Annotated in this window: 20 protein-coding genes; 11 read left to right on the forward strand and 9 right to left on the reverse strand. The window is 36.0% G+C overall.

The annotated features are described in order from the left end of the window. The first annotated feature begins 158 nt into the window (after window positions 1-158). From MJQ71_RS12725 to MJQ71_RS12735, 3 genes are all read left to right on the forward strand, one after another. Window positions 159-695, forward strand: coding sequence for a MarR family winged helix-turn-helix transcriptional regulator (locus MJQ71_RS12725; RefSeq protein ID WP_238807005.1), 537 nt, complete (start codon window positions 159-161; stop codon window positions 693-695). A 189-nt stretch (window positions 696-884) separates the two neighbouring features. Continuing rightward, the gene (locus MJQ71_RS12730; RefSeq protein WP_238807006.1) at window positions 885-1,727 is read left to right on the forward strand and encodes an alpha/beta hydrolase; all 843 of its coding nucleotides are present in this window, start codon (window positions 885-887) and stop codon (window positions 1,725-1,727) included. 65 nt (window positions 1,728-1,792) lie between these two features. Then, on the forward strand, window positions 1,793-2,593 hold the full coding sequence (locus MJQ71_RS12735) for an alpha/beta hydrolase (protein WP_238807007.1): 801 nt from the start codon (window positions 1,793-1,795) through the stop codon (window positions 2,591-2,593). Window positions 2,594-2,656: 63 nt separating this feature from the next. Here the strand turns inward: MJQ71_RS12735 and smpB are convergent, their stop codons facing one another. Beyond that, window positions 2,657-3,112: an SsrA-binding protein SmpB gene (gene smpB, locus MJQ71_RS12740; protein WP_238807008.1), complete on the reverse strand. Its 456-nt coding sequence runs from the start codon at window positions 3,110-3,112 to the stop codon at window positions 2,657-2,659. A 698-nt stretch (window positions 3,113-3,810) separates the two neighbouring features. Here smpB and hflX point away from each other — a divergent pair. Next, complete coding sequence (gene hflX / locus MJQ71_RS12745) at window positions 3,811-5,061, forward strand: GTPase HflX (protein ID WP_238807009.1); 1,251 nt, start codon at window positions 3,811-3,813, stop codon at window positions 5,059-5,061. 11 nt (window positions 5,062-5,072) lie between these two features. After that, window positions 5,073-7,403 (forward strand): ribonuclease R, encoded by a 2,331-nt coding sequence (gene rnr, locus MJQ71_RS12750; RefSeq protein WP_238807010.1) that lies wholly within the window; start codon window positions 5,073-5,075, stop codon window positions 7,401-7,403. A gap of 105 nt (window positions 7,404-7,508) precedes the next feature. Here the strand turns inward: rnr and rplL are convergent, their stop codons facing one another. From rplL to mraY, 5 genes are all read right to left on the reverse strand, one after another. Then, window positions 7,509-7,889 (reverse strand): 50S ribosomal protein L7/L12, encoded by a 381-nt coding sequence (gene rplL, locus MJQ71_RS12755; RefSeq protein ID WP_238807011.1) that lies wholly within the window; start codon window positions 7,887-7,889, stop codon window positions 7,509-7,511. Between the two features lie 95 nt (window positions 7,890-7,984). Beyond that, a complete protein-coding gene (rplJ, locus tag MJQ71_RS12760) occupies window positions 7,985-8,518 on the reverse strand; it encodes a 50S ribosomal protein L10 (protein WP_238807012.1) in 534 nt (177 codons plus the stop codon). A gap of 2 nt (window positions 8,519-8,520) precedes the next feature. Further along, window positions 8,521-9,219 (reverse strand): 50S ribosomal protein L1, encoded by a 699-nt coding sequence (gene rplA / locus MJQ71_RS12765; protein ID WP_238807013.1) that lies wholly within the window; start codon window positions 9,217-9,219, stop codon window positions 8,521-8,523. Window positions 9,220-9,330: 111 nt separating this feature from the next. After that, window positions 9,331-9,768 carry a 50S ribosomal protein L11 gene (rplK, locus tag MJQ71_RS12770; RefSeq protein ID WP_238807014.1) on the reverse strand — a complete coding sequence of 146 codons (438 nt, stop codon included), beginning with the start codon at window positions 9,766-9,768 and terminating at the stop codon, window positions 9,331-9,333. A 408-nt stretch (window positions 9,769-10,176) separates the two neighbouring features. Continuing rightward, the gene (mraY, locus tag MJQ71_RS12775) at window positions 10,177-11,397 is read right to left on the reverse strand and encodes a phospho-N-acetylmuramoyl-pentapeptide-transferase (protein WP_238807015.1); all 1,221 of its coding nucleotides are present in this window, start codon (window positions 11,395-11,397) and stop codon (window positions 10,177-10,179) included. A 134-nt stretch (window positions 11,398-11,531) separates the two neighbouring features. On the opposite strand from mraY, the gene MJQ71_RS20905 reads away from it, so the two are divergent. Further along, window positions 11,532-13,052, forward strand: coding sequence for a zinc-binding dehydrogenase (locus tag MJQ71_RS20905; RefSeq protein WP_290370180.1), 1,521 nt, complete (start codon window positions 11,532-11,534; stop codon window positions 13,050-13,052). Window positions 13,053-13,096: 44 nt separating this feature from the next. Here MJQ71_RS20905 and MJQ71_RS12790 read toward each other — a convergent pair whose 3' ends face one another. Both MJQ71_RS12790 and prmC read right to left on the reverse strand, forming a co-directional pair. Continuing rightward, window positions 13,097-14,068 (reverse strand): AAA family ATPase, encoded by a 972-nt coding sequence (locus MJQ71_RS12790; protein WP_238807016.1) that lies wholly within the window; start codon window positions 14,066-14,068, stop codon window positions 13,097-13,099. A 91-nt stretch (window positions 14,069-14,159) separates the two neighbouring features. After that, window positions 14,160-15,035 carry a peptide chain release factor N(5)-glutamine methyltransferase gene (gene prmC, locus MJQ71_RS12795; protein ID WP_238807017.1) on the reverse strand — a complete coding sequence of 292 codons (876 nt, stop codon included), beginning with the start codon at window positions 15,033-15,035 and terminating at the stop codon, window positions 14,160-14,162. A gap of 58 nt (window positions 15,036-15,093) precedes the next feature. Between prmC and ribD the strand changes: the two genes are divergently transcribed. From ribD to MJQ71_RS12820, 5 genes are all read left to right on the forward strand, one after another. Then, a complete protein-coding gene (gene ribD, locus MJQ71_RS12800; protein WP_238807018.1) occupies window positions 15,094-16,068 on the forward strand; it encodes a bifunctional diaminohydroxyphosphoribosylaminopyrimidine deaminase/5-amino-6-(5-phosphoribosylamino)uracil reductase RibD in 975 nt (324 codons plus the stop codon). A 117-nt stretch (window positions 16,069-16,185) separates the two neighbouring features. Further along, window positions 16,186-16,986 (forward strand): pyrroline-5-carboxylate reductase, encoded by an 801-nt coding sequence (proC, locus tag MJQ71_RS12805; protein WP_238807019.1) that lies wholly within the window; start codon window positions 16,186-16,188, stop codon window positions 16,984-16,986. 225 nt (window positions 16,987-17,211) lie between these two features. Further along, on the forward strand, window positions 17,212-18,687 hold the full coding sequence (locus MJQ71_RS12810) for a TolC family protein (protein WP_238807020.1): 1,476 nt from the start codon (window positions 17,212-17,214) through the stop codon (window positions 18,685-18,687). A 64-nt stretch (window positions 18,688-18,751) separates the two neighbouring features. After that, entirely contained in the window at window positions 18,752-20,149 is a 1,398-nt protein-coding gene (locus MJQ71_RS12815) for an efflux RND transporter periplasmic adaptor subunit (protein WP_238807021.1), read from the forward strand. Between the two features lie 117 nt (window positions 20,150-20,266). Beyond that, on the forward strand, window positions 20,267-21,253 hold the full coding sequence (locus MJQ71_RS12820; protein ID WP_238807022.1) for an NAD(P)H-dependent glycerol-3-phosphate dehydrogenase: 987 nt from the start codon (window positions 20,267-20,269) through the stop codon (window positions 21,251-21,253). A gap of 16 nt (window positions 21,254-21,269) precedes the next feature. Here the strand turns inward: MJQ71_RS12820 and MJQ71_RS12825 are convergent, their stop codons facing one another. Further along, window positions 21,270-21,452 carry a hypothetical protein gene (locus MJQ71_RS12825; protein WP_238807023.1) on the reverse strand — a complete coding sequence of 61 codons (183 nt, stop codon included), beginning with the start codon at window positions 21,450-21,452 and terminating at the stop codon, window positions 21,270-21,272. Window positions 21,453-21,492 lie beyond the last annotated feature (40 nt).

A 21,492-nucleotide genomic window follows, 5' to 3' on the forward strand; every position in this document is an offset into this window, starting at 1 on the left:
AATAAGATAAGTCTCTATTTATTTGACGGCACAAAGTAAACCAAGTTTACTAAATTAGTCAAGTAAGTTGACAATTATTTTTTTTATACTACCTTTGTGTTAAATTCGCTTTTACATTGCTAGCGAGTGAATTAGGGTGTAAAATAAATTTTTGGATAATGAATGAGTCAATATTAGCTGAAATTGCAGCATTTAAAGCCAATAAAGAAAGGCTTTTAGGAAGGCTTTTAAATAGAACTTATCGCTACATGAGCGATTTAGCAAGCGATTATTTGAAAGGAATCGGTTACGAAAACTTTCGAGTTGGTCATATTGTAGCTTTAGTACAGATTGAATTGGAAGGTACAAGCATCAATAAATTAGCATCAAATGCTGGCATGACCAAGCAAGGGATGAGCAAATTGATTAAAGAATTACAGGCTGAAGGATTTGTTTTGGTTGAAAAAGACCAAGCTGATGCTCGTGCATTGATTGTAAAACACACCGAAAAAGGCTTACAAGCATTGCTTGATTGGAAATCATGTACGCAATTTATCAATCAAAGATTTACTGAAGTTTTAGGCGATAGCAAATTAGAAATTTTGAAAGATTTGCTGCATGAGTTGGTTCACGAATACGACCACAAATATTTATGCTCCTCAAAACATGCAATAAATCACCCAATGCTACGAAATAGTTGGATGAGTGTAAAATAATTTTCTTAAAAATAGTAATAACAAAATATAACTTTCTGATTATCAAGCAACTAAGCTTTATTTTTTATAATACTTCTACTATTTTGGTGATTTAAATTCGTATTTTCGTTTGCATCTGAATTTGAGTATAAATTTGTTCTTGCACTTAAAATTCAATAAATTCGCAAAAGTTTTAACGATTTCCCAAATATGTCTGTTACCGAAATTATTATTTTAGTAATTGTTTTGTACCTCGTTATTTGCGTGGTTGCGTATAAAGTACAGGAATATTTTATCTTTAAACCTGAAAAACTCTCTCAAGATTTTGAGTTTCGTTATGATGAACATTTTGAAGAATTATTCTTCGATATGCCCGATGGTGCGAGAATCAACGGTTTGCTCTTTTATGATGTTGGCGAAGAAACAAGAGGATTAGTTATCTATTTTCACGGAAATACCCGAAGTATCAAGGGTTGGGCAAAATATGCTAAAGATTTCATTTCTCACGATTATGACGTTTTAATGATTGATTATCGTGGTTTTGGTAAAAGCACAGGCAAACGCCACGAAGATAGAATGTACGAAGATTCACAAGCGGTTTATCATAAAATGCTTGCAAAAGGTTATGATGAAAAAAACATCGTCATTTATGGGCGTTCGTTAGGTTCGGGATTTGCTTGCAAATTAGCTTCAAAAAATCATCCCAAGATGCTCATTCTTGATGCTCCTTATTACAGCTTTTCTCAACTTACCAATCGTTTTTTGCCATTTTTACCCGTTACCATGATTTTGAGGTTTTCTATCCGAACAGATAAATACATCAAATTTGTCAAATGCCCTATTTATATTATTCATGGAACAAAAGATTTATTGATACCTTTTCGGTCAAGTGTGAAGTTAGCGAAACTCGCCCCACAAAAAACCCGATTAGTACCTATTTATGGCGGTGGACATAACAATTTACCTTCATTTCCTGAATATCATAAACACCTCGAAGAAATTTTACTCGACCATTTCGATTTAATTTTTGATAAACATATCATAAAACATTGACAATTTTGCACAGCAATATAACCTTAAAACAATATTCATTTTTCATTATCCATTAAATTCAACCCGTGTTTAAATTAAAATACCTTCAGATTGTCATTATATGCTACGTTGTTCTGATTGCAGGCTTAGTACTGTTTCAACGATTTATATTATTACATCCAAAAAAACTCGCGAAAGATTATCTTTATGAATTTTCAAAAGCCCAAGAATTCTATGTCGTTGTTGCTCCCGAAATCAAACTTAATGCTCTTCGTTTTTCTTCCAAAGATAGTGTTTCTAAAGGCGTAGTTTTATATTACCATGGCAATGCCGACAATTTAGCTCGTTGGGGCGAACACGCCGCCGAATTTACCGAGCGGGGCTATGATGTAGTCATGTATGATTATAGGGGCTTTGGTAAAAGTAATGGCCGATTAGATGAAAGGAATTTTCTGAGCGATGCCCAATATGTATTTGATGATTTAAGTCGCCGCTATAATCCTGATAAAATTATACTTTATGGACGTTCGTTAGGTTGTGGAGCTGCCATCAAAGTTGCCTCTGAAAACCCAGTGAAGAAACTAATTCTTGAAACGCCTTATTATAGCCTTACTGATGTTGTTTTCAGTCATTTACCAATATTTCCGTTTCAATATGTATTAGAATTTAAAATTCCTGCGTACGAATGGCTACCAAAAGTACACTGTGATATGTACGTATTTCATGGAACTGACGATGAAGTAGTGCCTTACAGCCAAAGTAAAAAATTATTGGAATCAGCAAAGAAAAATCCTGATAGCATCATTACTACCCTGAAAGATGGGCATCATAAAGGCTTAGAAAAGTTCAAAGAATATCAAGCTAAACTAGATGAAATCTTAAAATAATACCTTCGACAATTAACAGCTTTTATTCTCAAATGGTATTGAAAACTGTTAATTGTCGGACTTCTAATCTTCTCGCATTCGTTCACGAGTTACATCTCTTTCTTTGATACTGTCGCGTTTGTCATACAGTTTCTTACCTTTTGCCAAAGCGATATCCAATTTTGCTAAACCGCCATCATTGATAAATAACCGAGTCGGAATAATCGTCAGCCCTTTGTCTGTAAGTTTATTAGCAAGGCGTTTGAGTTCCTTTTTTTTCAAAAGTAGCTTTCTATCTCGCAATGGATTATGGTTATAATGCGTGCCTTGTTCGTATTTCGAGATATTGAGATTTTTTACAAACAATTCACTCCCGTCAAAAAAACAGTAAGCATCAACCATACTAAATTTGTTCAATCTAATAGATTTGACTTCTGTACCTGTCAGCACCATTCCTGCCGAAAATTTCTCCAAAAAGAAATACTCAAAACTCGCTTTCTTGTTGGTAACATCTATATGTTTTGCTGCTTTCTCTGCCATTTTTTTTATCTTCAAAAAAACTAATTGCTACACCCTGAATCCTCTTTCCTACAAAGTTACGAATAAAAAAAATCCCTACCTCAAAAATAGTGGCAGGGATTCCGACTTACGTGCTTTCCTAATAATCCATGTATAAGCTCTATAATTGGATTCGACTTTAAATTTGGAGATTTCTAGACGAAATTTCCAGACGAGAATTCCCATTTTGGGTAACTTCCCGAAGCAAAGTTAAATAATTTTGGAATAAAAAAAATAATGTTTTAATTTTCTTATCCAAATGATGCTTTATTAAGGCTTCTTTTTAACTTTTTTCTATAAAAACTACTTGTTGACTCTAATAATTCCGCAGCAAATATTTTTTTATTTTCTAAAACTTAACAGTAAATTTTATGCAATTGACTATTGAGTAATACTTGGTTTATTCACCAAAAACGTGCCAAACTTTCATCAAAAACTGATTAAGTGGGCTTATTGGTCTTTAAACTACTTATAGTCAGCAATTTAATCAATAAAAAAGTTTTACAAACAATACCGTTTAAAGATATTTTTCACGGACAATGATAAATTAATTTCATCAAAAAATCAATATACTTGTTTTTAATATTTTTTTTTCTTAAATTTATATGAAGCTGTTTTTCTATAAAAGAAACTTTTAGACATCACAAACAGTTATTTTAAGGTAATAAATTTTTAGTAAATTGCTCAACTCACCCATTTTTTCTACCGCAAAGCAGCAAGAAACTGCTATTTTGGTTGGTCTTATCACGCAAAAACAAAACGCTGAACGAACCAAGGAATATCTCGACGAATTAGACTTTTTGGCAACCACAGCTGGTGTAATAACCAAAAGAGTTTTTACTCAACGCCTCGAACGTGCCGATGCCAAAACATTTGTAGGCAAAGGTAAATTAGAGGAAATAAAAGTTTGGTTGATTGAAAACCCCGTTGATAGTATTATTTTTGATGATGACCTCACCGCTCCACAAGTAAGAAATCTCGAGGCAATGTTTCAAGACATAAAAATCCTTGACCGTAGCTTATTGATTCTCAATATATTTTCGCAACGTGCCAGAACCGACCAATCGAAACGTCAAGTAGAATTGGCTCAGTACCAATATTTACTGCCTCGCCTAACTCGTATGTGGTCTCACCTTAGTCGTCAAAAAGGTGGAATCGGTATGCGTGGCCCTGGCGAAAAAGAATTGGAAACAGATAAGCGTATCGTAAAAGATAGAATCGCATTCTTGAAAGATAAGCTTGATAAGATTGATAAACAAAGTTTTACACGCAGAAAAGAACGTAGTCAGCTTGTACGTGTGGCATTGGTTGGTTACACTAACGTTGGCAAATCAACGTTGATGCGTCGCTTGGCAAAAACTGATGTTTTTGCTGAAAATAAACTTTTTGCAACCATCGACTCAACGGTAAGAAAAGTAGTTTTAGGAAATATTCCGTTTTTGCTGACTGATACCGTTGGCTTTATCCGAAAACTACCAACATCTCTCATAGAGTCGTTCAAATCAACTTTGGATGAAATCCGAGAAGCTGATATTTTGGTTCACGTTGTCGATATTTCGCATCCTTCATTTGAAGAACAAATCGAAGTTGTGAACGTAACTTTGGCCGAAATTGGAGCATCTGACAAATCAATGGTACTGGTTTTTAATAAATTAGACCTCTTCAAACCCGAATCAGAAGAGAATCTCGATGAACACCTCGAAACCATTACTGAAGATGATTTGCAACGAAATCTCGAAAAGTTAAAAAATAGTTATTTAAAGAAAAACACCGAAAACGTAGTATTTATTTCGGCCGAACACAAAGAGAATTTGGGTGAATTACGCACAGTTTTAATGAATAAAATTCAAGAAAAACACTTCTTGATTTATCCAAACTGGGACCCAACCCAAAATCCGATGTACGATTGGCAAGGAGTTGAGCAGAATTGATCAACAAACAAATGGCAAAAAACAAACAAAAATCATATTATGACCAATTAAAAGCCGAAATTTTGGCTTTTCTTTCGGTTAATCTCGAAAAACCATACACGCTACAAGACTTATTTACGCATTACGATGTAAAAAATAAGCAAGAAAAAGCTTTATACGGAATGTTGATTGAAGATTTATTGCAAGAAGGCAAAGTCCATCAAATCGACAAAGGGAAATACACAGTTGATGTAAACGCAAACGCCATAATTGGCCGCCTCGACCACGTAAATCCACGCTTTGGTTTTATTCGATACGACGACACAAAACCAGATATTTGGGTTAGCTCTGATGACTTGAAAGGAGCTATTGATGGCGATTTAGTTAAAGCAACTACCTACGGAGAATTTTACCGCAAAGGCGATAATCCCGAAGGATGTATCATTGAAATTATTGAGCGAGGTCGCAAAGAAATCGTTGGAAAAATACAGAATTTCGGTAATTATGCTTTGGTAAAACCCGACCACAAAAATCTTTATGACGATATTTTTATTCCAAAAGATAAAATTAATGGAGCTACAAAAGATGATTTAGTTATAGCTAAAATCATCGAATACCCAACGAATATTCAACAGGGTATTGGCGAAGTAATTGAGATTTTAGGAAAATCTGGCGATAATAATGCAGAAATGCATGCAATTTTGGCTGAATTTGGCTTACCTATTCGATTTGATAAAACTATTGAGGACGAAGCTGCTGCCATTTCAGAAGTAATTGCTGAAGAAGAAATCAAGAAAAGACGTGATTTTCGAAATATCCTAACCTTCACCATCGACCCGCACGATGCCAAAGACTTCGACGATGCTTTGAGCTTTAAAATTCTTGATAATAAAAATTACGAAATCGGTGTACACATTGCCGACGTAACACATTATGTAAAAGAAGGCACAAAATTGGAGGAAGAAGCACTCAATCGAGCAACTTCGGTTTATTTGGTTGACCGTACGATTCCGATGTTACCCGAAAAACTCTCTAATAACCTTTGTTCTCTTCGTCCCAATGAAGATAAATTGACTTTTTCGGCTGTTTTTGAAATGACGCATGATGGACGAGTTGTCAATGAATGGTTTGGAAGAACAATTATTCATTCAGATAAAAGATTTAGCTACGAAGAAGCCCAAGATGTTTTGGAAAATCTCGAAAATGATGTGCTTAATCCAAACCCTGAACCAAACGAAATAGTAGACAAATACCAGTTTCCTCTACATACGCTCAATCATTTAGCCAAAATTTTAAAAAAGGAACGCTTCAGAAATGGAGCAATCAATTTTGAAACCAATGAAGTTAAATTCAAATTAGACGAAACAGGCAAACCTCTTGGCGTAGTTTTAAAAATCAGAAAAGATGCACATAAACTCATCGAAGAGTTTATGTTGTTGGCTAATAAAAAAGTAGCTGAATTTGTGTTTAAATTAAAGCATGATACAAATACCGATGGGAATACAATGGTTTATCGAGTACATGAGCCACCAAACCCCGAAAAACTACAAAATTTTGCCAATTTTGCGGCACGTTTTGGATATGCTATTAAAACCGATTCGGATAAAACGTTATCAAATTCGATGAATAAAATGATGGCGGAAGTAGAAGGAACACCTGTTCAGAATGTTTTGGAACAATTGGCCGTTCGTACAATGTCAAAAGCACGTTATACGACCGAACCTTTGGGGCATTTTGGCCTTGCGTTTGAGCATTATAGCCACTTTACTTCCCCTATTCGCCGCTATCCTGATATGATGGCTCATCGACTGTTACAGCATTATTTAACAGCATCTCAAAAAACTAAAGGAACTATTTCTCAAGACGATTTTGAAAAAAAATCAAAACATTCATCTGACCGAGAAAAATTAGCAGCCGAAGCTGAAAGAGCTTCAATAAAATATAAGCAAGTTGAATTTATGAGCTTGCAAGAACGCAGAACAATTTATAGCGGCGTTGTGACAGGTGTAACTGATTTTGGTATTTTTGTTGAAATTACATCTACAAGTTGCGAAGGAATGGTGCGTTTGGCTGATTTAAAAGACGATTTTTACGAATGGGATAAAGCTAATTATCGCATTGTGGGAAAACGAACTGGACGTGTAATTAACTTCGGAGATACAGTAAAAGTAACAGTAAAAGGAACTGATTTGGAGCGTAGAAGCATGGATTTAGAACTCTTTAGTGTCGGTGATAAAGCAATATTATCGAATGCTAGTAAAAAAGGTGGTAATGAATCTAAACGTGGTGGACAGGCAAAAAATAGTTCAAAACGAAGAGGAACTCCGACTGATAAAAATAAAGGGAAACGCAGAAGAAAATAAAGTTCCAAAATAGTTTTCAAACAAAAAGCCTCATCTGATTACTCAAATGAGGCTTTTTTATAAGAATTGGTTTACCGAATAAACGGCATTCCGATTAAAGCAAAATTATTTTACTTCAACTTCAGCACCAGCTTCTTCTAAAGATTTACGTAAACCTTCAGCTTCGTCTTTAGCTACACCTTCTTTCACTGCTTTTGGAGCTCCGTCAACTAAATCTTTAGCTTCTTTCAAGCCAAGACCAGTTAAGTCTTTCACCAATTTAACAACTTGTAATTTGTTCGGGCCAGCAGCCTTCAAGATTACGTCGAAAGCAGTTTTCTCAACTGGAGCTTCAGCAGCATCGGCAGCAGGACCACCAGCCACCATTACTGGAGCAGCAGCAGCAGGCTCGATACCATACTCATCTTTCAAAATTGTTGCTAATTCGTTTACTTCTTTTACAGTTAAATTTACTAACTGTTCTGCGAATGCTTTTAAATCTGCCATTTTTATAGATTTTAAAGTGTTTTTTACAAAAAATAAATGATAAAAAATTTAATTGTTTCAATCAGTAGTTTTAAACTAAAAATTGATAACTGAAATTAAGCTGCTTCTTTCTCTGAAAGAGTTTTGAGAATTCCAGCCAATTTGTTGCCACCGCTTTGTAAGCCAGAAATAACATTTTTGGCAGGTGACTGCAACAAACCGATGATTTCGCCAACCAATTCTTGCTTAGATTTCAACGTCAACAACGTATCTAATTGATCGTGTCCGATGAAAGTGCTTAAATCAATTGATGCACCTTTCAATTTGATGCTATTTTTGTTTGCTTTAAGAAACTCCTTAATAAGTTTCGCAGCTACTTTGCCATCTTCTTTATGAAACATCACGCCTGAGAAACCTCTCAAAACTGTATCATCAAAAGATGAATAATCAGTTTCTTGTTTTTCAAGTGCTTTCTGAATCAAAGTGTTTTTTATTACACGATACTCGATACCACGCTCGAAGCATAAGCGACGCAATTCGTTGGTTTTCGCAACGTTTAAGCCACTTGCATCAGTGATATAGAAGTAAGGTGTAACGGCAAACTTAGCAGCAAGTTCCTCAATTATTACTCCTTTGTCTTCTTTTGTCATGATTACAATCCATTAATGGTGGTTTTGTCAATTTGAATACCAGGGCCCATTGTGCTTGCAAGTGAGATAGTTCTCACGTACGTACCTTTTGCAGACGAAGGTTTCAATTTCAACAAAGTTTGAATCAATTCGATGGCATTTTCGGCCAATTTCTCAGGCGAGAATGAAACTTTACCGATAGAAGCATGAATAATACCAGTTTTATCAACTTTAAAGTCAATTTTACCAGCTTTCACTTCTTTTACCGCAGTTGCAACATCAAGAGTAACTGTACCTGACTTAGGGTTTGGCATCAATCCACGAGGGCCGAGGATTTTACCTAATTTACCTAATTTTGCCATTACAGTTGGCATAGTGATGATTACATCAATATCAGTCCAACCTTGCTCGATTTTTTGGATATATTCGTCCAAACCTACGTGGTCAGCACCCGCTGCTTTCGCATCTGCTTCTTTATCTGGCGTACAAAGTACCAATACACGAACAGTTTTACCTGTTCCGTGTGGTAATGCTACAACACCACGAACCATTTGGTCAGCTTTACGAGGGTCAACCCCAAGGCGAACGTGTAAGTCCACCGATGAGTCGAATTTTGTGTAAGAAACTTCTTTCAAAACACCAGCCGCTTCTGTAAGCGAGTAGGCTTTGTCAGCGTCAAACTTAGCATTCGCCTCTTTTCTTTTTTTTGTTAATTTTGCCATTGGTTTGATTTGGTTTTAGCGTTAGAATCTAACCATTCGGAACAATGCCCGTACGATTTATTTCTAACTCCCAGTGAATAAATGTGTGTTTGAGTTTTCACTCATTCACAATTAAAACGGTGCGTTGCCTGTGATAGTAATACCCATGTTTTGAGCAGTACCGGCAATCATCTTCATTGCTGAGTCAACAGTAAAGCAATTTAAGTCAGGCATTTTAGTTTCAGCGATAGTTTTCACTTGGTCCCATGAAACTGTACCAACCTTCTTACGATTAGGTTCGGCAGAGCCTGTCTTTACTTTAGCTGCTTCCAACAACATGATAGCAGCGGGAGGAGTTTTAAGCTGAAATTCAAACGATTTGTCAGTAAAGTAAGTGATTACCACTGGCACAACCATACCCATTTTGTCTTGAGTACGAGCGTTGAATTGCTTACAAAACTCCATAATGTTCAAGCCTTTTGAACCTAACGCTGGACCAATTGGTGGCGAAGGGTTTGCTTGACCGCCTTTTACCTGAAGTTTCACATAACCTGCGATGTCTTTCGCCATTGTCTTTCAGATTTAATAAAGGAGCGGAACGCCGCCCGATGTTGTTTAATAAGAATTTGGCTGAGACGAAAAAAGGTAACAATCTCTCTTCGTTTTAAACCGATTGTACTTTTAAAAATTCGCTATTAGTCAGGGGAAGCGACGGCACGAATGACGTCAAGACTAATAGCTGAATTTTACCCGCATCGACCGAAGTTTGCACAACTATCGAAAATCGGAGTGCAAAAGTAGAGTTTATGTTTCAAAAAAGCAAAGATTTTTACAAATTGTTTTGATTATCTTGTTGTTGTACAAGGAATATCCATTGTGTAAAATATTATAGGACATAAAAAAACTTCTTTTGAGTTTATAAAACCACAAAAGAAGTTTTTGATGCTACCTAGTATTTGATTTTAGAAATCGAACGAATTATCTCAATTTTAAAGTTACCAAACAAGCAACCGCCAAAACGATTCCCACAATCCAGAAACGAGTAACAATTTTTGCTTCATGATAACCTTTCTTTTGATAATGATGATGCAAAGGAGACATCAAAAATAGTCGGTTTTTCTGAGCAAACTCCAGTCCATGTTGACGACGCTGATATTTGAAGTAAGCCACTTGTAGTATTACCGAAAGGTTTTCAATCAAAAATATGCCGCACATTACTGGAATTAATAATTCTTTTCTTAACGCTAAAGCCAACACCGCAATGATACTTCCGAGCATTAAACTACCAGTATCACCCATAAAAACTTGTGCTGGATAAGCATTATACCACAAAAATCCTATACAAGCACCAACAAAGGCGGCACAAAATATCACGACTTCACCAGAATTCGGAATCATCATTAAATTGAGGTATTGAGCAAAAACTTTGTTTCCTGATAAATAAGCAAAAACAGCCAAAGTAATACCAATAATTGCTGAAGTTCCAGCTGCTAAACCGTCAATTCCATCAGTAATATTAGCTCCGTTTGAAACCGCCGTAATAATAAAAATAACAACCAGCACATACGGCAACCATGCTAAACTTTCTGGCAGAAAACTACCAAAAATATGGTAATCAATTTCATTATTTTTGAAAAAAGGTATTGTTGTGGTCAACGAATGTGTATCAGTATATTTCTGAATTTCGCCAACTGCTGTGCTTATTTTGCCTTTTTCATAAACCCTGATTTTTACATTTTCATTAAAATAGAGCGTCAAACCAACAATTAATCCAAGTCCAACTTGTCCAATAATCTTGAAACGACCTTTCAAACCTTCTTTGTCTTTCTTGAAAACCTTGATATAATCATCAGCAAAACCAATGCCGCAAGTCCATAAAGTTGCAATGATAAGCAACACAATATAGACATTATCAAGTTTGGCAAAAAGTAACACAGGAATCATCAAAGAAGCTAAGATAATAAAGCCACCCATAGTAGGTGTTCCTTTTTTTTGCATTTGTCCTTGTAAACCAAGGTCACGAATTGACTCTCCAATCTGCAAATTTTGAAGTAATAAAATAATTCGTTTTCCATAAATTGATGCAATCATCAAAGAGAAAACAATGGCTCCCATGGCACGAAAAGTGATGTATTGAAACACTCCTGCTCCAGGAAAATTGAGAACTTTGTCAAGGTAAGTAAATAAGTAGTAAAGCATAGGACATTAGAATTTATAGGAAAGTGGGGCAAAGATAGTTTTTTTTGAAAAGTTAAGAAATAAATGAATAAAAAAAGTAAAAAATGAATCTATTAATTACGTTTTTTGTAAAATCAACCTAAAATTATTAACCAATGAAAGCCCTTCTTTGTAAACAATTTGGCACGCCCGATACGCTTATTCTTGAAAATCTCGAACCATTACACGCCGAAACTGGCAAAGTTGTTATTAGCGTAATGGCTTGTAGCGTCAATTTTCCTGATACTTTAATTATTCAGAATCTTTATCAATTTAAACCTGCTTTACCTTTTTCGCCTGGAGGAGAAGTTTCTGGAATTGTCAAAGAAGTTGGCGACGGTGTAAAACATCTCAAAGTCGGCGATAAAGTTTTTGCGATGACTGGTTGGGGTGGCATGGCCGAAGAAGTTTTGGTTGATGCCCGACGGGTTTTTCCGATGTTACCAAAAATGGATTTCGTCACGGCTGCTTCGGTGATGTATAATTATGGCACTTCGTATCATGCTTTAAAAGACCGAGCCGAATTGAAAGCAGGTGAAACTTTGCTAGTTTTAGGAGCGGCAGGTGGCGTTGGTTTGGCTGCCGTCGAACTAGGCAAATTGATGGGAGCAAAAGTTATTGCGGCGGCATCTAGTGACGAAAAATTAGCAGTTTGCCTTGAAAAAGGGGCTGATTTTACAATAAATTATACGACTGAAGATTTGCGAGAAAAAATAAAAACTTTCACCGAAGGCAAAGGCGTTGATGTAATTTACGATGCTGTTGGCGATAAATATGCAGAACCAGCTTTGCGTTCGATTGCATGGAAAGGACGCTATTTGGTGGTTGGTTTTGCTGCGGGCGAAATTCCAAAAATAGCTTTAAATCTAGCTTTGCTGAAGGGTTGTTCTATTGTTGGTGTTTTTTGGGGACAATTTGCAGAAAAAGAGGCTACTCAAAACTTCAAAAATATTCAAGAATTGGCAGGGTATTTTATGAAAGGAGCTTTACGGCCACACATTCATCAATTGTATTCGCTCGAAAATGCGGCAGATTCGTTACGTGATTTGATGAATCGAAAAGTTATTGGAAAAGCCGTTGTAGTAATGTCGGATGACATAAAAATGCCCAATTTTATTACTCCTTCACCCAAAGAAAGTACCGTTTTGGAAATTGAAACACCTAAAGTTGAGCCTCCTGGTATGTTGGTTTTCAAAGATTTAGCAGCTCTCAAAACCCATATAGGAAAAGCACTCGGTACATCAGGTTGGCAAACACTTACGCAAGAAAAAATCAATGATTTTGCCAAAGCAACTTTAGATGACCAATGGATTCATGTAGATATTGAGAAAGCCAAACTTTCGCCATTTGGCAGTACAATTGCTCATGGATTTTTGTCGCTTTCGTTTTCGCCAAAATTCATGTACGAAATGTTTAAGGTAGAATCCGCCAAAATGGGACTTAATTATGGAACAAATAAAGTACGCTTTATCTCACCCGTGCCAGTTGGTAGTCGAGTGCGTATGAAAGCAACTTTGAAAGATGTAGAAGATATGCAGCCAAGCGGTGCAAAACTCATCGTTGATGCTATTTTTGAATTAGAAGGTTCCGAAAAACCTGCTTGTGTGGCTGAGTTGTTGAGCGTGATTTATGAGTAGAAATGGGTTTCCGCAGGTTTGAAAACTAAATCTGCGGAAAAAAATCACCTCCCAATCGCCACACGTTTCAATACGTTATCAATCACTTCACGAGTGGTGAGTCCGTCGGCTTCGGCTTCGTAATTTAAGATAATTCGGTGGTTGAAAACATCATGTACAAGGGCTTTAATATCTTCTGGCAAAACGTAATCACGTTCATCAAAATATGCGAGGGCTTTTGCAGCATTATAAAGAGAAATTCCTGCTCGTGGCGAAACTCCAAATTGTATGTAACGAGCTTCGTCTTTCAAGCCATATTCGGCTGGGCGACGGGTAGCAAAAACTAGCTCAATGATATAACGTTCGAGCATTTCCGAAATCGTTATTCGGTTAATTTCTTGTCCAATTGCTGCAATTTCTTCTTTATCAAGAATAGGCTTCGGAACATAGTTTTCGTTGAGATTGGCTATTTTTCGTACCATTTCTAACTCATCGTTTTTATTGAGATAATCAACAAAAACTTTCATCATAAAACGGTCAACTTGAGCTTCTGGCAATGGATACGTTCCTTCTTGTTCAACAGGGTTTTGTGTGGCCATTACCATAAATGGGCGATCAAGTTGATGCGATTCATCGCCGATTGTTACTTGTTTTTCGGCCATCGCTTCCAACAATGCCGACTGCACTTTGGCGGGAGCTCTATTCACTTCATCAGCCAAAATCAAATTGGCAAAAATTGGCCCTTTTTTCACCTCAAAATCACCTGATTTTTGGTTATATATCATCGTTCCCACAAGGTCGGCAGGAAGTAAGTCTGGAGTAAATTGAATACGGTTAAAGCCCAAATCCAATACTTTTGCTAAAGTATTGATAGTCTTGGTTTTAGCTAACCCAGGAACACCCTCGAGTAAGATATGCCCGCCCGTAAAAAGCCCAATCAACAAGCGATTAATTAACCGTTCTTGACCAATTACAACTTTGCCCGTTTCCGAAAAAACGTCTCTTATTTTTTTATGTAAAATCCTTGAAGTTTCCATTTGTTTGTGGCGTGATTTGACAATTTGTCAAAAAAGTATTTAGTTTTTAAAACGTGAAGTTAAGAAAAAGCATTAAAACCATACTATCATTTTAATCTTTTTTGCATAAAACCGCACTAACAAACCTCTCTTTCTGATGAATATCTTTAACTATTTCTACCTGCGAAAAGCCTTTTTTCATGAAAACTTCGGCAGTTTTTTTTCCCAATGCTTCATTTATTTCTACGGCAACTAATCCATTATTATTTAAGTTAATCCAAGCAAAATCGGCAATAGCTTCGTAAAAAATCAATGGGTCATGGTCTTCCACAAAAAGTGCTAAATGTGGTTCAAAATCCAAAACATTTTTCTGCATTTTATCTATTTCTTGTTTCATAACGTACGGTGGATTGCTAACGATAACATCAAATTTTGTTGCTAACTTTTCATTTCTTGTTGCTAAAATATCAACCTTCTCAAAATGCACTTTAGTGGCGTTTAATGTTGCATTTTGTTGAGCTGTTTCAAGGGCATTTTCTGAAATATCGTACGCAAAAATCTTAAAATTTTGCAGCTCTTTTGCCAGTGAAATGGCAATACAACCACTTCCTGTACCGATGTCGAGAATTGTCGGTGCTAAATCTGAAGTTTGAAATTCTGTATTGCTTTTTTTATTTATCACGAAATTCACCAATTCTTCCGTTTCGGGTCTAGGAATCAACACCGATTGGTTGACAATAAATTTTCTTCCATAAAATTCAGTTTCACCCAAAATATATTGAATCGGTTCGTTCGTATTTAATCTTTCGATAATTTTAGGCCAATCTATCATATTTTCGACTGGTTTCTCACCAAGAATATCTATTTTTTTTATGCCTAAATAAAATTCTAGCAACCAAAAAACAATTTCTTTTGCTTCTTGCCTTTCATAAGCCGTAATTTGGTGTAATAAATCATCGAAAAGTATTTTGCTGGAAATTTTTGCCATTTAAAAGTTTTTTTGCCGTAAAATTATTCACTAAAAATATCATTCACTAATTCAAACATTGAGTAACGACGAAAAATATATGTTGCGTGCCTTACAATTGGCCGAAATTGGTCGAGGCAACGTTAGTCCAAATCCGATGGTGGGCTGCGTAATTGTGCATAATGACCTAATTATTGGCGAAGGATGGCACAAAAAATATGGCGATTGGCACGCCGAAGTAAACGCAGTAAACGCAGTTACAGATAAATCAATGCTTTCTGAGGCAACCGCCTACGTTACGCTAGAGCCTTGTTCGCACTTTGGCAAAACACCGCCTTGTGCCGATTTATTGGTAAAACATCAGCTTAAAAGAGTGGTTATTTGTAACTTCGACCCGTTTCCTTTAGTAGCGGGAAAAGGAATTAAAAAACTACAAGAAGCTGGTATTGAGGTTGTTACAGGTGTTTTAGAAGAAAAAGGTCAGGCATTAAATGCACGCTTTTTTACGGTTGTTGAAAAACATCGGCCGTATATTATTCTAAAATGGGCCGAGTCTGAAGATGGCTTTATTGCAGGCGAAAATTTTGAACAAATAAAAATCAGCAATAGCCTTTCGCACAAACTTTCGCACAAATGGCGGAGCGAAGAAGATGCGATTATGGTTGGCACAAATACTGCTTTATTCGATAATCCTAAATTGAATGTAAGAGAATGGACTGGAAAAAATCCTGTGCGAATAGTGATTGATAAAAATGCCCGTTTGCCCAAAAATTTGCATTTATTTGATGGTTCGATAAAGACAATAATTATGTCAAATCCAACTCAGTTTGAAGAATTAAATCAAGAAAAAATTCAATCAATTATCGTGGAAGGTGGCACAAAGCTTTTACAAAGTTTTATTGATGCTCAACTTTTTGATGAAATCAGGGTTTTTCGTAGTCAAAATCAATTACGAAAAGGTGTTTTAGCTCCTATTTTGCCAAAAAATATTTCAATTTCTAAAAAACAAAATTTAATGGGTGATGTGTTGAGTTTTTATCATTTAGATAAATAAGTCATTGATTGTGAGCGATGAACTTTCTATTTTTGTGTTTTAAAAAGGGTCTTTTTCCCTAAAAGACTCTATTTTCAATAAAACCTTCCTCTTTTTAGGGTTAAGAGACTTTTTAACATGAAAATTGCCATTATTGGTTGTGGAAATATGGGTATGGCTTTTGCCCGCTCTTTTTTGCAATATGATTTAGTAAAAAAAGAAGATTTATTATTAATCGAAAAAAGCCAAGAACGTAGCGAAGCTTTAAAAACTGCTAAAGAAGGCATGGTTGTGAGTGTAATAAACTCGCAAATTGCTGATTATGAATTAATTATACTTTCAGTAAAACCCCAAGATTTTGCTTCAGTTCAAGACGAACTTCGTGCAGTGCTTCAACCACAACAAGTGATTTTATCAATCATGGCTGGCGTTCCGATGACAAAAATCCAATCGGTTCTTGACCATAAATTGGTGGTTCGTGCAATGCCAAATACGCCAGCAATGCTCGGCATGGGTATTACTGGTTTTACGGCTTCGCCAGAAGTAGATGCACCAAAACTGCGTAAAGTTGAGAACCTAATTAATGCAACGGGCCGCTCAGTATATTTGGAAGACGAAGGTATGATTGATGCCGTAACAGCATTGAGTGGAAGTGGCCCAGCGTATTTTTATTATATAGTAAAACACATGATTGAAGCTGGAAAAAAAATGGGTTTCGACGAAGGGATGGCAAGTTTATTGGTAAAACAAACAATGCTTGGTTCTTATCATTTGATAAACAATGCCGAACAAAGCCTTGATGATTTGATAAAAGCTGTGGCTTCAAAAGGAGGAACAACCGAAGCAGCATTGCGAACTTTTGAAGAAAATAATATTCCTGAAGGTATCACAAAAGGTATTTTAGCCGCTGAAAGTAGAGCCAAAGAATTATCAAAATAAGTATATTTGACCGACTAAAAAAGGGAAGTGACATTAGGTCATTTCCCTTTTTTAATAAATATCATCTTTCCTTAAAATAGCCTAACGTACCTCCAAACTTCAATAAAACCGTTTATCCATTTCTTGTAGCAGGCATATACGAATCTTTCGTAAGATTGTTGTGTCAAAGCGGCCAATAGTTATTTTTGGCATGAAGTATTTTGACTTTAGAATCTTAATTTCAGTATGAAAATAGCTAAAATTTTACTTTCAACTTTTCTTCTTGCCAACACGCTTACTTTTGCACAAACATCTGCTGTTTCAGCTGGTGGAAATAGCACAAGCTCAAGCGGAGAAAAAGTAACTTTGCAAGATGCCATTGATTTTGCATTGAAGAACAATCTTTCTATCAAGCAAAACAGCCTCCAAGTTGAGCAGGGTCTCAATACACTCGAGCAATCGAAGTGGGCAAAATATCCTACCATAAACGGCGGTACAAACTTCAACCTATTTTCTGGTCGAAATATTAACCCATATACCAATGGTATCATTACTAACACCGTTGGGTCGAATGGTTTTGGTTTAAATAGTGCTGTTACGCTTTTTGATGGCTATCAAACTCGTAATGGAATTGCTTTAAATCAATTGAATTTGGAAGCATCACGACTTGATTTGCAAGCGATGAAAAATCAAATTACACTCAATATTGTGGTTGGTTATTTGAATGTTCTTTCGCAGCAAGACATATTGGCCGTTGCCCAACGTCAAATGGAAGTAACACAAACACAACTCGAAAGAACTCAAAAATTAGTCAATGCGGGTTCATTACCTGAAACTAATTTATATGATATTAAAGCACAATTAGCCAACGACGAAGTGAGTGTTGTCAATGCAGAAAATGCGATTATTTCCGCAAAATTAACATTGAAACAGTTAATGAATGCTGGTGCTGACCGTGACATTGAGGTAGTTAGAGTAGAAGTTCCTAATCCAAATATACAGCCTTATCCTAGCTCACCTGCACAAGTTTATGAAATTGCTCAGAGTTTTCTAGCTGATGTCCAAGCGGCAGATATGCGAGTAAAAGCTTCTAGCAAATCTGTTGATATTGCCAAAGGTTTGAAAATGCCTGTTATTTCGGCAAGTGCAAACTTAAATTCATCTTATTCGACAGCAGCCGAAAATGTGAGTGTTACTCAAAAAATTATTGAAACCGAAGCTGGTTATGTAAATGTGGCAGGAACTCGTTATCCAGTTATTGCATATTTGCCTACTTCGAGTTCTACGAGCGAGAAAATTAATTATTTCCGTCAATTAGGTGGAAATAGCAATGCCTCATTAGGTTTGAGTGTGAGGATTCCTATTTTTAATGGATACAGCACAAAATTCCGCTTGACAACGGCACAGATTAATCAAAAACAAAGCGAATTACAAGCACAAAATGTACGTTTACGTCTCCGTCAAGATATTGACCAAGCTTATGTAAACCTTACAAATTCGGCCAAAAGATATTCAGCACTTGGCAATCAAGTAAGAGCATTAGAAGAGTCGTTTAGAGCGGCTGAATCGAAATTTAATGTTGGTTCATTGAATGCTTTAGATTACAGTATTTCAAAAACAAACCTTGACCGTGCTAGAACAAACCAAATTCAAGCGAAATACGATTATATTTTCCGAATCAAGATTTTAGATTATTATCAAAATAAGCCACTTAGTTTCTAAGAAATCGGTTTTAATCGTTGGCTTTTATAGTTAAAAAATTACTTTTTATAAATTATTTTTCTCAATGAAAAAATCAAATAGACTCTGGTTGATTTTGGGTGGCGTAGTTGCCCTACTTATTATATTTTTATTGGTTGCAAAATCGCAAGGTTGGATTGGCAAAGAAAAACCAACCGAAGTAGAATTTGTGAAAGTTGGCAAATCCGACATTACAGAAACGGTTTCAGCATCAGGAAAAATTCAGCCTGAAGTTGAAGTAAAAATAACACCTGACGTTCCTGGTGAAATCATTGCGTTGTATGTAAAAGAAGGAGATTCTGTAAAAAAAGGCCAACTTTTATTGAAAATTCAACCAGAAAACTACATTTCAATTACCCAACGTGCTGAAGCTGTAGTTAATCAAACCAAAGCAAATGCCGAACAAGCTAAATCTTCGATTGCTCAAGCTGAGGCTCGTTTAGTAAGAACACAAGCCGAATATAACCGTCAAAAGAGATTATTTGACGACAAAGTTGTATCGGCTTCTGATTTAGAAATTGCAGAAACCAATTTAAAAGTAGCCAAACAAGATTTGGAGGCGGCCAAATCAAGTGTTGAAGCATCTAAATTTAACGTAAAAAGTGCAGAAGCTGGCTTAAAAGATGCCTCAGAAAATTTACGTAAAACGAGTATTTATGCTCCAATGAGCGGAATAGTTTCAAAATTAGCCGTTGAATTAGGCGAAAGAGTTGTTGGAACGTCACAAATGGCAGGAACTGAAATTCTTCGTATTGCGAATTTGAATAACATGGAAGTTAGAATAAATGTCAACGAGAATGACATTGTACGTGTGAGTTTGGGCGATACTGCAATTATTGACGTTGATTCTTACGCTATGACTGGCAAGAAATTCAAAGGAATCGTGACTGAAATAGCCAATACTGCCAACGGTTCTGGAACAAGTTCATTAGCCGCAGCATCGACTGATGCAGTAACAGAATTTGAAGTACGAATCAGAATTTTACCTCAATCTTACCGTGAACTAATTGACCGTAAAGCTAAGAAAGTATATCCTTTCAAGCCAGGAATGACGGCAACAGTTGACATCGTGACAGAGAAAAAATTAGGTGTTTTGAGTGTGCCTATTGCTGCCGTAACTACGCGTGGAGCTAATGATAACGTAGTAAAAGAAGAAAACCAAGGGCCAAACAATCAAACACCAACCGAAGAACCTAAAACAACGAAAAAAGATAAACCTAAAGAAGTTGTCTTTATTCACGATAAAGACAAAGTAAAAATGCGTGAAGTGAAAACTGGTATTACTGACACATCTGCTGGAACAATTGAAGTAATTGAAGGCTTAAAAGTTGGTGAAGAAATCGTTTCAGGACCATTCATTGCCGTTTCTAAAAAATTGAAAGACGGAGACATTGTTACCAAAAAGGTAGAGAAAAAAGATGATAAAGAAAAGAAAAAAGACTAATCTTGGATCTTAACTAATACTAAAAAAGAGATTGTCGAGTGACAATCTCTTTTTTTATTCAGGTCTTTTAATTTACTTAGCATCATAAATGCGGAAGAATAAAGAAACGTGGATTTTATGAAAATTACTGTAATTGGTGGAGGAAGCTGGGCAACAGCAATAGTCAAAATTCTAAGCGAAGGAAATGTACATATAAAATGGTGGATGCGAAGTATAGAAGATGTTGAACATATCAAAAAACACCATCATAATCCAAATTATTTGAGCAGCGTTGAGATTCATCCTTCAAATGTGAAACCCTATACTAATCTCAAAGAAGCTTTACGTGGCACCGAATGGGTGATTTTGGCTGTACCTGCAGCTTTTGTTACAGATGCTGTTAAATCATTGACTGAAAGCAATTTAGAAGATAAAAAAATCATTTCGGCTATCAAAGGTATGATTCCTGAAAATAACCAATTAATAACCGATTTTTTGGCTGATAAATATGCCGTTTCTCACCAAAATATGGGGATCATTGCTGGACCTTGTCATGCTGAAGAAGTTGCTCTTGAAAAACAATCGTATCTCACCATTGCTTCCCCGAATATTAAGTTGGCAACCGAATTTGCCGATTTGATGCGTTGTCGCTTCGTAAAAACATCTGTTTTGTCTGATATTTATGGTGTAGAATATGCTGCCGTTATGAAAAATATCGTAGCTCTTGCCTGCGGGATTACGCATGGGTTAGGTGGTGGAGACAATTTTCAGGCAGTTATGGTATCAAATGCCATGCAGGAAATCAAACGAGTAGTTGATGTTATTGCTCCCATGGAACGTGATTTGAGTGCCTCTGCATATTTAGGAGATTTACTTGTGACAGCTTACTCGCAGTTTAGTAGAAATCGGACATTTGGTAATATGATTGGACGAGGATACAGTGTACAAGCAGCTCAACTCGAAATGAACATGATTGCAGAAGGTTATTATGCTGTAAAGTGTATATATGAAATGATGCAAAAACACGCAGTAGAAATGCCTATTACAGATTTTGCTTACCAAATTTTGTATAAAAATGCGTCTTTAAGGAAAGAATTTGAGGTTTTGAAGGGAAAACTAAAGTAATTTTAAACATTAATACTTAAATTTTATCCAAAACCCTCGAAACTAGAAATACAACACCAGACATAATCAATTGAACACTCGTTAGTACACCTACGCTCATATTCGATTTGGCGGTTTCGAGGCTCATAAAATGATGAACACTTACACTTATCGAAACCAAGATAATTCCACCCAAAATTGCAATGATTATACTTTTCATAAAATCCGATACTTTCGGGTTTTTTCTAAGTAACAAAATA

The organism is Emticicia aquatica (genome assembly GCF_923079645.1).
Lineage (GTDB): Bacteria > Bacteroidota > Bacteroidia > Cytophagales > Spirosomataceae > Emticicia > Emticicia aquatica.

Bases quoted from the DNA above. Each gene is read 5' to 3' on its own strand.
- smpB (WP_238807008.1), bottom strand. From the start codon at position 3,112: ATGGCAGAGAAAGCAGCAAAACATATAGATGTTACCAACAAGAAAGCG.
- prmC (WP_238807017.1), bottom strand. From the start codon at position 15,035: ATGGCAAAAATTTCCAGCAAAATACTTTTCGATGATTTATTACACCAA.
- MJQ71_RS12820 (WP_238807022.1), top strand. From the start codon at position 20,267: ATGAAAATTACTGTAATTGGTGGAGGAAGCTGGGCAACAGCAATAGTC.
- MJQ71_RS12730 (WP_238807006.1), top strand. From the start codon at position 885: ATGTCTGTTACCGAAATTATTATTTTAGTAATTGTTTTGTACCTCGTT.
- proC (WP_238807019.1), top strand. From the start codon at position 16,186: ATGAAAATTGCCATTATTGGTTGTGGAAATATGGGTATGGCTTTTGCC.
- rplK (WP_238807014.1), bottom strand. From the start codon at position 9,768: ATGGCGAAAGACATCGCAGGTTATGTGAAACTTCAGGTAAAAGGCGGT.
- rplA (WP_238807013.1), bottom strand. From the start codon at position 9,219: ATGGCAAAATTAACAAAAAAAAGAAAAGAGGCGAATGCTAAGTTTGAC.
- MJQ71_RS12815 (WP_238807021.1), top strand. From the start codon at position 18,752: ATGAAAAAATCAAATAGACTCTGGTTGATTTTGGGTGGCGTAGTTGCC.
- MJQ71_RS12810 (WP_238807020.1), top strand. From the start codon at position 17,212: ATGAAAATAGCTAAAATTTTACTTTCAACTTTTCTTCTTGCCAACACG.
- MJQ71_RS12790 (WP_238807016.1), bottom strand. From the start codon at position 14,068: ATGGAAACTTCAAGGATTTTACATAAAAAAATAAGAGACGTTTTTTCG.
- MJQ71_RS12725 (WP_238807005.1), top strand. From the start codon at position 159: ATGAATGAGTCAATATTAGCTGAAATTGCAGCATTTAAAGCCAATAAA.
- MJQ71_RS12825 (WP_238807023.1), bottom strand. From the start codon at position 21,452: ATGAAAAGTATAATCATTGCAATTTTGGGTGGAATTATCTTGGTTTCG.
- mraY (WP_238807015.1), bottom strand. From the start codon at position 11,397: ATGCTTTACTACTTATTTACTTACCTTGACAAAGTTCTCAATTTTCCT.
- rnr (WP_238807010.1), top strand. From the start codon at position 5,073: ATGGCAAAAAACAAACAAAAATCATATTATGACCAATTAAAAGCCGAA.
- rplL (WP_238807011.1), bottom strand. From the start codon at position 7,889: ATGGCAGATTTAAAAGCATTCGCAGAACAGTTAGTAAATTTAACTGTA.
- rplJ (WP_238807012.1), bottom strand. From the start codon at position 8,518: ATGACAAAAGAAGACAAAGGAGTAATAATTGAGGAACTTGCTGCTAAG.
- MJQ71_RS20905 (WP_290370180.1), top strand. From the start codon at position 11,532: ATGAAAGCCCTTCTTTGTAAACAATTTGGCACGCCCGATACGCTTATT.